This window comes from Christiangramia sediminicola (genome assembly GCF_031344135.1).
In the GTDB taxonomy this organism is placed as follows: domain Bacteria; phylum Bacteroidota; class Bacteroidia; order Flavobacteriales; family Flavobacteriaceae; genus Christiangramia; species Christiangramia sediminicola.
Genome location: NZ_JAVJIU010000003.1, coordinates 495,182 through 507,765 on the forward strand (window position 1 = coordinate 495,182; position 12,584 = coordinate 507,765).

Consider the following 12,584-nt stretch of genomic DNA (forward strand, 5'->3'; position numbering starts at 1 on the left):
TTTCTTTTGTACTTTTAAAAAAAATCCCTGCAATGAAAAAACTGACTTTCCTATTGGTTATCCTGAGTATTTTAAGCTGTAAGGAAAACACTTCTGAAGAGAGAATTCCCGTAGAACCAGACAACGGAATTGGCAATGGAGCTACGCCTCCAAAAGCCCTCAGCTTTTCTGAAAATATAGAAGAAGCTCATAATAAAGCTGCGTTCATGATGCAGGAAGCTGTTTCATTTGATATAAATCTTAAATTCGGAGGAAATACCAGGCTGGAAGGCAAGGTAAGCATGACCACTAATTCTTCAAAAGTTAGAGTAGATAAAAAGGATGGCACTTCCCTTATCTATGACGGAGATCAGGTATATATTTCACCACAAAGCGCCAAAAAAGACGGGGCTAGATTTGATATTTTTACATGGCAGTATTTCTTCGCTATGCCTTTTAAACTTACAGATCCAGGAACAGTTTGGGAAGATCTGGGGATCAAAAAACTTGATAGTATAGAATATCAAACTTCAAGATTGAGTTTTAGATCAAACGTTGGTGATTCTCCAGATGACTGGTATGTGATCTATAAAGAACCTGAAACAAGCAGACTGAAAGCAGCTGCATACATAGTAACTTTTACTGCTGAACAGGAGAAAGCAGAAGAAAACCCACATGCTATCGTTTATTCAGATTTTAAAAGTTTTAACGATGTAGATATGGCCACAAAGTGGAGCTTCCATAACTGGAATGCTGAGAATGGTTTTGGAGATAAATTAGGAGAAGCTACAATTACAAATATAAAGTTCTTCTCACCAGAAGATGAATTCTTCCAGGCACCCAAAAATTCAGAAATAATAAAAAGATAATTAAACCTCTTCGGGAGTTCGTTGAATACTTAGATTCTTGTAGATGATCTGGTAGAATTTCTGAACATCGTATGGCTTTATGATAATTCCGGTCATTCCTGCTGAGTGGATCTCTTCACGGATCTCTTCAACCTCAACAGCTGTTAGCGCCAGAATTGGAATCTCTTTATTGAATTCCCTGATTCTTTTGGAAGCCTCAAGACCTGAAATTCCAGGCATGTTTACGTCCATTAAAACCAGATCGAAATTACCATTCTTCACATGCTCGATTGCTGTTACACCATCACCGGCAACTTCGCAGATAAAATCCTTTTTCTCCAGAATTCGTCGCGTTACAACCTGGTTGATTCGGTTATCATCAACGATAAGGATACTTTTTTGATCTGAATAATTCGTAATAACAGAGTCTTCGATCACCTCGATATTTTCTGTCTTGGCTGTATCTATATCAAAAAGAATGGAGAAACTAAAAGTGGAGCCTTCACCTTCTTTACTTGCTAATTTGATCTTAGAGTCAAATAACTTCAAAAGTCTTTTTACAATTGGCAAACCAAGACCGGTTCCCTGGTAATTATAGTTGGAATTATCCAGCTGAGAGAATTCCTCAAAAATCACCTTCTTTTTACTTTCCGGAATTCCAGGACCATCATCACGAACTTCAAAATAGATCTTAGAAGTATCGTGATCTCCTTCCAATTGTTTCACCGTGAAATATATATTCCCACGTTCTGTAAATTTCATCGCGTTACCAACCAGGTTCATTAAGATCTGTGAAAGCCTGATGGAATCACCCATTAAATATGCCGGAATATTCTCATCAAAATCCAGGTGAAGTTGATTCTTATTTTGAACGCGTGTAAACTCGAAACTATTCAAAATACTATTCACCTGATCACGTAAATTGAAGGAAACGCTTTCCAGTTTCACCTCGTTGGACTCCATTTTGTTCATCTGAAGTACGTCATTAATAAGTGCAAGCAGGTAATCTGCTGAAAACTTCAATGATTTCAGATCCGATTTATGTTTACCAAGACTTTTCTCTTCAAGTAATAAGGAAGTTAATCCAATTACACCATATAATGGAGTACGTATCTCGTGACTCACGGTACTAAAAAAACGTGTTTTAAGAAGAGAGAGATTTTCTGCCTCCACTTTAGCCTCTTTATACTGCTTGTTCTTATTTTTTAGTTCACTAATAAGATTACGCCTGTCTCTGTTTATTTTATATAAAAAGACCAGAATTGCCACAAGGACCACAGAAGAAACAACCATGATAGCAACTTTCTCCTTAGATTTTTCAATGATATCATCCTGATATTTCTGTTCTCGTTCAGCGATATCAAGATATTCTCGATATTCCTTATTTTTAAAACGCGCATTGGCGATCTCCATTTGCTTCAGCTTTTCAGCCTCAAAAACCTGGGAGTTATATTCGTTATATTTTACCTGGGCGTTATATGCTGCCTCATAATCTCCTTTCTGGCTTAGCATTTCTGCATAAGCACTATAGGATTCAGCAGCCTGAATAACCAGCGTATCTTTGATTGCTAATTCAATAGATTTGTCGAAAAAATAGGAAGCCGTGTCATATTGTTTATTGTGAGCATAATACCTACCATGAAGCATATATAATTGCGTGTAAATATAGATACTACGCGCGGCATTAGGAGAACCTAAAGAATCCAGTATATCCAGAGATTCTTTCAAATAAGGATAAGCTTTATTATATCTTCCATTATCCAAATGTGTCCAGCCAATATTGATCTTCGGAATGATAAGCTCTGTAGAATCACCCATTTTATTGGCCAGTGAAATTACCTTATTATAATAATCGATCCCCTTGTTAGTCGTTTCAGGAATTTCAGAATAAATATTTCCCAGATTATTATAGGAGCTCATGAGGAGCGTATCGTTATTTACCTTTTGAGCGTATTCCAGACCAAGTGTATAATTTTTTCGAGCACGTGCACTATCATTTTGATCTAAATAAACGTGACCTAAGTTGTTGTAAGCCTGGGCCGTATAGTAATCGTCACTCTCATCTTTTGCCTTATCTAAAAGATTACGGGAATCTTCAATAGCCAACTCATAACGATACTTAGAGATATGTGATTCAATCTCCATTAGAATTTCTTCCATCGAATCGTGACCGCTAGAATGGGGAGTTTGCGCAGAACTAACGTTCCAGCATAAAAAAAGAACCAGAAAAAAGACTGAATAGTTTTTTATCAAAAGTAACGGTTAGGTTATAAGTTAGATTTCGGGCGCTGAAATTACTCTATTTAAAGTACTTACACAACTTTTATTTCAAAACATATTTATGCCTGTTTCAATTTATGCAAAGCTATAATTAACTTATATTGAAAAAAAATTGATGACTATGATCTATCCCTGGCATTTATATTTAATGTCTTCTATGTACATTATTGCAGGTATTTTCCATTTTATAAAACCTAAAATGTATATGCGTATTATGCCAAGATATTTACCAGCCCATAAATTACTGGTGTACTTAAGCGGACTGGCAGAAATAGCATTGGGAATTGGCCTGTGCTTCCCATCTACAAAGGATTTCTCCATATATGGAATCATAATTATGCTTCTAGTGTTCCTGTTAGTGCATTTCTATATGTTATCTTCAAAAAAAGCCGGAGCTGGAATTCCCACATGGATTTTGATTGTAAGACTACCCTTACAATTTTTACTGATATGGTGGGCATGGTTCTATCTACAATTTTAAGAAATGAAAAAAGTGGATTTTGAAATCCCGGATGGTAATCTGGAATACTATCCCGATTTTCTAAGCCTCTCACAGGCAGATAAGGCATTTAATTTCTTAATGAATGCTGAAGTCTGGAGACAGGACAAAATAAAAATGTTTGGAAAAGAAATTCTTCAACCAAGGTTGACCGTATTATTTGGAGAGGTTGGAAAAAGCTATAAATATTCAGGCCTGGAAATGCACCCAATTCCATTTCCTGAAGAACTTAAGGAAATCAAGGAAAAATGTCAGTCTTCTCCTTTAAATACAGAATTTAATGTTTGTCTCGCCAATTTATATAGAGATGGAAGTGATAGTATGGGATGGCATGCGGATGATGAAAAAGAATTAGGAATAAATCCCATAATTGCATCTATAAGCCTTGGAGCTGAAAGGGTTTTCCATTTAAAACACAAGAAAATTCAAACGGCAAGACAAAAAATAAGGCTGCAACATGGCAGCCTTTTAATTATGAAGGGAACAACCCAGGAATTCTGGAAACATCAGTTACCAAAGTCCAAAAAAGTCGATTCTCCCAGAGTCAATCTAACTTTTAGAAATATCTATTAAGAATAGATATCATTCAGAATTTTGGCCAGGCGAATTCCACCTTTCTGCAATTGGTCTAATACGGTTGGCATATGCTCATACATATATGTATATCCTAATTTTTCACCGTTTTCAACACCTGCATATAGATCCTCGGCCATCGCTCTAGACTCGTAAACCCAATCCAGCAATTCACCTTTTCTAATATCCTTTAGCTGAGATTTATTAAGGTCTTTAGTATTAATAGCCAGTTCAGTATAGCTCATTTGGTAAAAGTTGATCATTTCACTATCCCATACTCTATGAATATTTGAACCGTCATTAAACCATCTTACCTGAATGTCATTACCACCTTTATCTTCGGAATGACCAGTATGAAAAGGCTGATGCAAGTCTCCAACAAAATGAACAAGCATTTTAAGATAGAATTGTTTATCTTCTCTTGAAGAGTCTTTGCTTTTCAACACTTCAACACACTTTCTTATAGCCTGCACTAGATCTCCACTTTCACTCGCCTCTTCTAATTTGTATTCTTCTGCATCAGGTGCAATATTCACATAATGCCATGGCCCGAATTTTCTATATTCAGGATCACTTTTAATATCATCGGCATAATTTGCGACAAACGCAAGCCCATGACCATTCAACAATTCATCAATTGCTTGCTTTGCCTTTTTATTTAAATGGCTTTCTGCGATCTCGGCGGTAGCTCGATGACCGGTTTTACCCCAATCTGAATCATTTGCAAAACTTACACTCGCAACAATCAGAGTTAGCAGGGACAATAATAATTTTTTCATTCTTCTAGATATTTCGAGCAAATATAAACAAGCTCATAAAAAATTAATGTTAAGAATACAGAAGATTAAATTTTAATATAATATATTTATGATATCATTTTAATATCACTTAATATTTCAATCATGACACAGGAAAAATCAATAAAGGCTTTTAACGGCTACTTAATGCTAATCGTCTTCCTCGTATTTTTAATCGGGAGCATCATAGGTTTTATGACTACAGGAAATCCAATCTGGGCGATCACATTATTTATCGCTTTATTAATCCTACCGGGACTAATCCTTGTAAACCCTAATGAATCAAGAGTTCTTCTATTATTTGGAGATTATAAAGGCACGGTGAAACGGAACGGACTTTTTTGGGTGAATCCATTTTACACTAAGAAAAAGATCTCATTAAGGGCAAGGAACTTTGATAGTGAAAGATTAAAAGTGAATGACAAACTAGGTAATCCGGTAATGATCAGCACAATTTTGGTATGGAGAGTGATGGATACTTTCAAAGCTTCATTTGATGTAGATAACTTCGAGAATTTTGTTGTTGTACAAACAGATGCAGCTGTAAGAAAGCTTGCCAGCCTTTATCCTTATGATAACTTTGCAGATGAAGGCCTAGACGAGGATATTACCTTACGCTCCAGCATGAATGAAGTTAGTGATGCTTTAGAAAAAGAACTGGAAGAACGGCTTAACATTGCTGGAATTGAGGTTCTTGAAGCTAGAATCGGCTACCTGGCCTACGCGAATGAGATTGCCAGCGCCATGTTAAAAAGACAACAGGCAACGGCTATAGTGGCGGCCAGACATAAAATTGTTGAAGGAGCTGTAAGTATGGTAGAAATGGCTTTGCATGAGTTGAGTAGAAAAGAACTGGTGGAACTCGATGGTGAAAGAAGAGCTGCAATGGTTAGTAATCTAATGGTGGTTCTTTGTGGAGATAAAGATGCATCTCCTGTGGTAAACGCCGGAACATTAAATCATTAAAATTTTTAAACTGGAATATAATTCCGAATCAAACAAAATATTAGATCATGAAGAAAATTTTCCTGGCCACTCTCCTGCTTTTTATACAGTTAGGTTTTGCGCAAGATGAGAAATTTATCGAAGAAGAATTAGAGATCAATGAACTTACAGAAGGCACTTTAACAAAACCTGCCAATGAAGAAGCAGAAAGTCTCATCATTTTCATTCAGGGCTCCGGACCAACAGACAGAAACGGAAATCAGGCCATGATGAATAATGATGGTATGAAAAAGATGGCTCGAGAGCTTGCTGAAAATGGTATTGCTTCTTTCAGATTTGATAAGCGAATATTTAAAATGCAGAAACTTGAGATGAAACTCGAGGAACTGAAATTTTCAGACCTGGTTGGAGATGTTGAAAATATCTTAGCACACTTTAAGGAAAAAGATGAATTTGAAAATATAGTTATAGCAGGCCATAGCCAGGGATCATTGATAGGTATTCTCGCTATAAATGATGATGTAGATGGCTTTATTTCACTTGCAGGACCAGGAAGACCAATAGATGATATTATCGTGGACCAGTTTTCAAAAATGGCGCCGGAATTTGGTCAAAGTACGAGAGTGAAGTTTGATGAATTGAGAGAAAACGGCAGTACAGAAAATGACAATCCAATGCTGGCTAGCATATTCGCGCCTTACGTGCAGCCATTTATCAAAAGTTGGATTCAGTATGATCCTGCAGAAGAGATCAAAAAAATCGAAGTCCCTATTCTTATCATAAATGGAACGTTTGATATACAAACTGAACCGATGGAAGCTGAATTATTGCACGCAGCAAATAAAGATTCCAGAATGGTTCTTCTTGAAAATATGAATCATATTTTCAGAAAAGTAGAAAGTAAAGATAGATTGGTGAATACAAAATCATATAACGAACCTAACAGGCCATTACATCCTGAATTGATTCCAACGATCACCAGTTTTATCAAAGAACTTGAGTAAATTATGGGCAAAAAGAAAGCCTTTGCATTAAGAGTTGATGAAGATATGCTGAAAGCTATCGAGAAATGGGCTTCTGACGAATTCAGAAGTACTAATGGACAGATTGAGTGGATGCTTAACAAAGTCTTGAAAGAAGCTAAAAGAAACCCAAAACCCAAAAAACAGGAAGATTAATGTTTAAGATTATTTTCTCCGATATAGATGGAACCTTACTGAATGCCGAAAGAGACCTTTCAGAATATACAATCAACACTATAAAAAAATTATCCAGAGCTAATATTCCATTTATTCTGATTTCCTCGAGAATGCCTGCTGCTATGAGACATCTTCAGCAAAAAATGAATATTGAACATCTTCCGCTAATCAGCTATAACGGCGGATTGATCATTGTGGATGGAAAACCAGTCAGTTCAACAGAAATTCCATTAAATATACTTTCGGACCTGCACAACTTCAATTTAGATCATGATGTACACTTAAGTCTTTTTCACAATGACGAGTGGTATGCGCCAAGGGATGACTTCTGGACTCAGAGAGAGATCAACAATACCAAAGTTCAACCTGAATTGAAAGACAATAAAACCATCCTTGAAAAATGGAAGGCTGAAAATAAAGGGGCTCACAAGATCATGGCCATGGGAGAACAAGAAAAAATAGACGCAGTCAAAAATTTCCTGACAGATAATTTTTCTGATGATCTTCACCTCTATCGTTCAAAACCAACTTACCTGGAAATTGCGCCAAAGAAAATTTCAAAACTAACGGCTGTACAACATCTTCTGGACAATCATTTTCAACTCCCCTTGTCTCAAAGCATGGCTTTTGGTGATAATTATAATGATGTAGAAATGATTAAAGGCGTTGGAATGGGTATCGCAGTTGGAAATGCAAAGCCAGATGTTCTTGAAGTAGCACATATGGTAACTACTCCGGGAAAGGAAGATGGTGTCGCGAAAAGCATCAACGAATTACTGAAAATATAAGTTGAAAATCTCCTACAGCCAGATACAATAAAAATTGTATTTTGCCGGCCAACCTATTCAAAACTATATGGAAACTACTACTGTGTTCACTAATGACGCTATTGTCTTTGGTTTACTAATGATTGCTCTTGGATTCGTATTTTACACCTCTTCGAAAAAAGAAGGTTTCTGGAGCAAATTCTACAAAGTTGTACCGGCACTTTTAATGTGCTACCTCATCCCTGCCATTTTCAATTCTTTAGGCTGGATAGATGATGAGACATCCCAATTGTATTTTGTAGCAAGTAGATATTTATTACCGGCAGCGTTGGTTCTAATGACTCTAAGTATAGATTTAAAAGCTGTATTCAACCTGGGGCCAAAAGCATTGATCATGTTCTTTGCGGGTACTATTGGTATCGTGCTTGGAGGGCCAATCGCAATTCTTATAGTTTCGGCGATTTCTCCTGAAACCGTTGGCGGCGTTGGTCCAGATGCTATCTGGAGAGGACTTTCTACCATTGCAGGAAGCTGGATTGGTGGAGGTGCCAACCAGGCGGCCATGCTTGAAATTTATGAATACAATCCAGATTTGTATGGAGGAATGGTATTGGTAGATATCGTTGTTGCCAATTTGTGGATGGCTATAATCCTGATGGGAATCGGTAAAAATGACCGTATTGATAACTGGTTAAAAGCAGATAATTCAGCCATTGAAGATTTAAAAGTCAAAGTGAGTGATTACGCCAAGAGTGTGACCCGTGTTCCTGAATTATCAGATTTTATGATCATGCTGGCACTCGCTTTTGGAGCAGTTGGTATAGCCCATTGGGGTGCAGATAACATTTCTGAATACCTTCTTGCTACCTTTGATGTGTTTAATGACTCCAAAAGTGCATTATCATCATTTTCATCTCAGTTCTTCTGGATGATTACTATCGCCACCGCAATTGGAATATTATTATCATTTACTCAATTCAAAAAATATGAAGGTGCCGGTGCGAGTAAGATCGGTAGCATCTTTATTTATATACTTGTCGCAACCATTGGTATGAAAATGGATCTTACCATGATTCTTGATAATCCAGGATTAATAGCTATTGGTCTTGTTTGGATCCTTATTCACGTGATCGTTCTAATTGTAACGGCAAAAGTGATCAAAGCACCATACTTCTTTCTAGCAGTAGGAAGTCAGGCCAATGTAGGTGGAGCAGCATCTGCTCCGGTAGTTGCAGCTGCATTTCACCCATCTTTGGCAACGGTAGGCGTACTTCTTGCAGTGTTTGGTTATGTAGTGGGGACTTACGGTGCGATATTGTGTACAATTTTAATGCAAATAGCCGCCGGCAGTTAGTAATAAACAGAAAATTATAAGATATTTGCGCTCCTTAAAATCTGAATACAAAAAATGAAAAAATTAGCTCTTCTTTTAGCCATCCTGATCAGTATCATCTCCTGTTCCGAAAAAGAAAGCAATCTTACTGTAACCGGTGAAATTAAAGGTCTCAAAAAAGGAACTTTATATCTTCAGAAAATTGAAGATACGATATTAGTGAATGTAGACTCTGTCATGGTAAATGGCGATCCAATGTTCAGTATGGAAACTTATATTGAAAGTCCACAGATCATGTATTTATATCTTGAAAAAGTTGACAATAATAGATATGATGACCGTATCGATTTTTTCGCAGATCAGGGACAGGTAACTATTAATACAAAACTGGAGAAATTTGAAACGAGCGCAGAAGTAGTTGGGTCTGTGAACCAGGAAAAATTAATGGAATACCGAAAAATGATTGACAGGTTCAATGATCAGAACCTTGAACTTATCAAAGCTAGTTTTGAGGCTGAAAAAGCTCAGGATGAAGAAAAACTAATGGATATAGATCAGAAGTATGATAAACTTCTAAAAAGAAAATATCTATACACAGTGAATTTCGCTATTAATAATAAAGAACACGAAATAGCTCCTTACTTAGCGCTATCAGAAGTTTTTGACGCTAACATTAAATATTTGGATACTATATACAATTCTTTAGCACCTAAGGTGAAAAAATCTAAATACGGATCTGAATTAAAAAAGTTCCTGAAAGAAAGACGCAAAGAAGAAAAGCTGGAAGAAAAAGTAGAAGCTCAGTCAGAAGTAGAGAATTCATAATTTTTCCTGCACACGAACTATTAAAAGAGGAGCCCCTAAGCTCCTTTTTTCTTTTATAACAAGTTCTTAATATTTTATTGGGTGAATTTAGGTTCTGGATTACCTAAATTAGAGCAAACCCGAAAATATGATAAGTACCAATAGAGATTACGATCTCATTTGTGTTGGCGGAGGAATAATGAGTGCTACTCTTGCTCTAATTCTTAAGCTCTCAGACCCGACTACCAAAATTTTAATACTAGAAAGGCTTGATAAAGTTGCAGAAGAAAGCACCAAAGCATGGAATAATGCTGGTACGGGACACTCAGCATTTTGTGAATTGAACTACACTCCACAAGATGAAGATGGAAATGTAGACATTTCAAAAGCTATTGAGATTTTTCAGCAATTTGAAAGATCCAAGCAATTCTGGTCATATCTCGTAGATCAAAAATTAATTAGAGATCCTAAAAGTTTTATTCATTCGATACCTCATCATGCCTGGGTTCGAGGAGAAGATGATGTAAAATTTTTAAAGAAAAGATTTGAGGCTATGAAGTCTCAGTCCATGTTCGAAAATATGAAGTTTTCTGATGATTTTGAACAATTGGAAAAATGGTTTCCGCTCATTATGGAACACAGAAGTCCTTCAGAAATTATGGCGGCTACAAGAATGGAGCTTGGTACCGGAGTTAATTTCGGTTCGCTCACCGAACAATATTTCAAGATCCTGGAGGAACAATTTAATGTTCCGGTATTACGAAATAAAGAAGTTCTGGATATTGATCCGGACGGTCCGGAAGAATGGTCAGCAGAAGTAGAAGACAGAATAACAGGAGAAAAAACCTATTATGATGCCGAGCATATTTTCATAGGTGCTGGTGGAGGAGCTTTACCCTTACTTCAGAAAGTTGAGATCAAAGAAAAGGATGGCTATGGCGGGTTCCCGGTAAGCGGGCAGTGGCTTTTCTGCAAGAACCGTGAGATCATTGAAAAGCATCACGCGAAAGTATACAGTAAAGCTGGAGTAGATGCACCTCCCATGTCTGTACCTCATATGGATGCGCGGTTTATAAATGGTAAAAAAGAATTGTTATTTGGGCCTTTTGCAGGTTTCAGTACAAAATTTTTAAAACAGGGATCCATTCTGGATCTGCCTAAATCTTTGAAGTTTGATAACCTGCCATCTATGTGGGGAGTTTTCTGGCATAACCTGCCGCTTACCAGTTATCTTATTAACCAGGTTAGAATGGATCACCAGGATAGAATAAATGATTTGAAGGTATTTATTAAAGATGCGAGAGCTGAAGACTGGGAATTAAAAGTTGCCGGGCAACGGGTTCAGATCATTAAAAAGGATGAAAAGGAAGGAGGAGTTTTGGAATTCGGGACCGATGTTGTTCATAGCAACGATGGAAAAATTACCGCGCTTTTAGGAGCTTCGCCAGGAGCTTCTACCGCCGTACATATAATGCTTGAAGTTATAGAACTTGCATTTCCTGAAAAACTGAAAAAACAAGAGGTAAAAGCGAAATTAGACAAAATGATTCCCTTCTGGAATAAGGATGTGCGAGAGGATGAAGAAAAGTTTAAGGAAGTGCAAAAATCAAATTCTGAATCCTTACAACTAGAAGTTTCGCATTAAGCGATCTTATATAAAGCAAAAAACTCCTCTTAAAAAGAGGAGTTTTTTTAGAGCCGATGGAGGGACTCGAACCCACGACCTGCTGATTACAAATCAGCTGCTCTAGCCAGCTGAGCTACATCGGCAACTTATTAAAGAGCGTTCAGTTTTTCGATCAAAGCTTTCGCTTTTTTCTCAAGATCTGCCTGAACTTCCTTAAAATGCTTTTGTTTGTTCTCTACATCACGACGATTGATCTTAGTGATCAATTCATCGTAATCTTTAATAGCCTCATCTACGATCGCCTCAGATTTCGCCGGGTCTTCCTTTGGGTTAGCCATTTGGTGAATATAGGCAGCATCAATGATGTCTCCCATTACATAATTCACATCTTTCTTAAGCAATCTTTTACTCGCCATTATCAATAAATTTCGGCTGCGAATTTAAACTATTTTTCGAAATGGAAATAGAATTGATGAAAATTAATTCTGATTTTTTTTCAATACGGTTAAAGCCTCTGGCATATGCCTTCCAGCGTTCATACTATTGAACTTATGCAGGAGCTTTCCATCCTTGCTAAAAACGAAGGTTTCTCTGCCTGGTAATAAACCAAGTAAGTTAGGTTTTACGCCAAATGCTTTTCTTGCTTGCTTATCTTCATCTGAAAGAAAAACATAAGGCAAATTGTATTTATTGATGAATTTTGAATGAGATTTGGAAGAATCTGCACTAATCCCGATCACTTCTGCACCAAGCTCCTTAAAATCTTCATAGCTGTCACGAAAACTGCATGCCTCCTTAGTGCAACCTGGCGTAAAATCTTTAGGATAAAAATAAACCACGAAGGCTTCTTTGCCAATAAGGTCTGAAAATCGAAAAATATCATTGTTCTGATCTTTCAATTCTAGCTGCGGCACCTTTTCTCCAATTTCCATA

The 12,584-nt window shown here is 36.9% G+C and carries 14 protein-coding genes and 1 tRNA gene; 10 read left to right on the top strand and 5 right to left on the bottom strand.

What is annotated here, in order from left to right:
- Window positions 1-32: 32 nt before the first annotated feature.
- Window positions 33-848: a hypothetical protein gene (locus tag RE431_RS09530; protein ID WP_309561755.1), complete on the top strand. Its 816-nt coding sequence runs from the start codon at window positions 33-35 to the stop codon at window positions 846-848.
- Here the strand turns inward: RE431_RS09530 and RE431_RS09535 are convergent, their stop codons facing one another.
- Complete coding sequence (locus RE431_RS09535) at window positions 849-3,080, bottom strand: tetratricopeptide repeat-containing hybrid sensor histidine kinase/response regulator (protein ID WP_309561756.1); 2,232 nt, start codon at window positions 3,078-3,080, stop codon at window positions 849-851. It abuts the gene before it with no gap.
- Between the two features lie 148 nt (window positions 3,081-3,228).
- On the opposite strand from RE431_RS09535, the gene RE431_RS09540 reads away from it, so the two are divergent.
- On the top strand, window positions 3,229-3,588 hold the full coding sequence (locus RE431_RS09540) for a DoxX family protein (protein ID WP_309561948.1): 360 nt from the start codon (window positions 3,229-3,231) through the stop codon (window positions 3,586-3,588).
- A 3-nt stretch (window positions 3,589-3,591) separates the two neighbouring features.
- On the top strand, window positions 3,592-4,179 hold the full coding sequence (locus RE431_RS09545) for an alpha-ketoglutarate-dependent dioxygenase AlkB family protein (protein ID WP_309561757.1): 588 nt from the start codon (window positions 3,592-3,594) through the stop codon (window positions 4,177-4,179).
- Here RE431_RS09545 and RE431_RS09550 read toward each other — a convergent pair.
- Entirely contained in the window at window positions 4,176-4,958 is a 783-nt protein-coding gene (locus RE431_RS09550) for a S1/P1 nuclease (protein ID WP_309561758.1), read from the bottom strand. The two genes, RE431_RS09545 and RE431_RS09550, sit on opposite strands and share 4 nt — an antisense overlap.
- A gap of 123 nt (window positions 4,959-5,081) precedes the next feature.
- On the opposite strand from RE431_RS09550, the gene RE431_RS09555 reads away from it, so the two are divergent.
- The 7 genes from RE431_RS09555 (at window position 5,082) to mqo (ending at window position 11,669) form a co-directional block, all read left to right on the top strand.
- Window positions 5,082-5,942 carry an SPFH domain-containing protein gene (locus RE431_RS09555; protein WP_309561759.1) on the top strand — a complete coding sequence of 287 codons (861 nt, stop codon included), beginning with the start codon at window positions 5,082-5,084 and terminating at the stop codon, window positions 5,940-5,942.
- A 47-nt stretch (window positions 5,943-5,989) separates the two neighbouring features.
- A complete protein-coding gene (locus RE431_RS09560; protein WP_309561760.1) occupies window positions 5,990-6,925 on the top strand; it encodes an alpha/beta hydrolase family protein in 936 nt (311 codons plus the stop codon).
- 3 nt (window positions 6,926-6,928) lie between these two features.
- Window positions 6,929-7,099: a type II toxin-antitoxin system antitoxin gene (locus RE431_RS09565; protein WP_309561761.1), complete on the top strand. Its 171-nt coding sequence runs from the start codon at window positions 6,929-6,931 to the stop codon at window positions 7,097-7,099.
- Window positions 7,099-7,908: an HAD family hydrolase gene (locus RE431_RS09570; RefSeq protein ID WP_309561762.1), complete on the top strand. Its 810-nt coding sequence runs from the start codon at window positions 7,099-7,101 to the stop codon at window positions 7,906-7,908. The genes RE431_RS09565 and RE431_RS09570 overlap by 1 nt, the downstream gene beginning before the upstream one ends.
- A 67-nt stretch (window positions 7,909-7,975) precedes the next feature.
- Window positions 7,976-9,241, top strand: a complete 1,266-nt coding sequence (locus tag RE431_RS09575; protein WP_309561763.1) for a DUF819 family protein — start codon at window positions 7,976-7,978, stop codon at window positions 9,239-9,241.
- A 54-nt stretch (window positions 9,242-9,295) separates the two neighbouring features.
- Entirely contained in the window at window positions 9,296-10,045 is a 750-nt protein-coding gene (locus tag RE431_RS09580) for a DUF4369 domain-containing protein (protein ID WP_309561764.1), read from the top strand.
- A 127-nt stretch (window positions 10,046-10,172) separates the two neighbouring features.
- Window positions 10,173-11,669 carry a malate dehydrogenase (quinone) gene (gene mqo, locus RE431_RS09585; protein ID WP_309561765.1) on the top strand — a complete coding sequence of 499 codons (1,497 nt, stop codon included), beginning with the start codon at window positions 10,173-10,175 and terminating at the stop codon, window positions 11,667-11,669.
- A gap of 51 nt (window positions 11,670-11,720) precedes the next feature.
- On the opposite strand, the gene RE431_RS09590 is transcribed toward mqo, so the two are convergent.
- The 3 genes from RE431_RS09590 to RE431_RS09600 form a co-directional block, all read right to left on the bottom strand.
- Window positions 11,721-11,794: transfer RNA gene (locus tag RE431_RS09590), tRNA-Thr, on the bottom strand.
- Window positions 11,795-11,800: 6 nt separating this feature from the next.
- A complete protein-coding gene (locus tag RE431_RS09595; protein ID WP_309561766.1) occupies window positions 11,801-12,067 on the bottom strand; it encodes a hypothetical protein in 267 nt (88 codons plus the stop codon).
- Between the two features lie 63 nt (window positions 12,068-12,130).
- Window positions 12,131-12,583 carry a peroxiredoxin gene (locus RE431_RS09600; RefSeq protein WP_309561767.1) on the bottom strand — a complete coding sequence of 151 codons (453 nt, stop codon included), beginning with the start codon at window positions 12,581-12,583 and terminating at the stop codon, window positions 12,131-12,133.
- Window position 12,584: the final 1 nt, after the last annotated feature.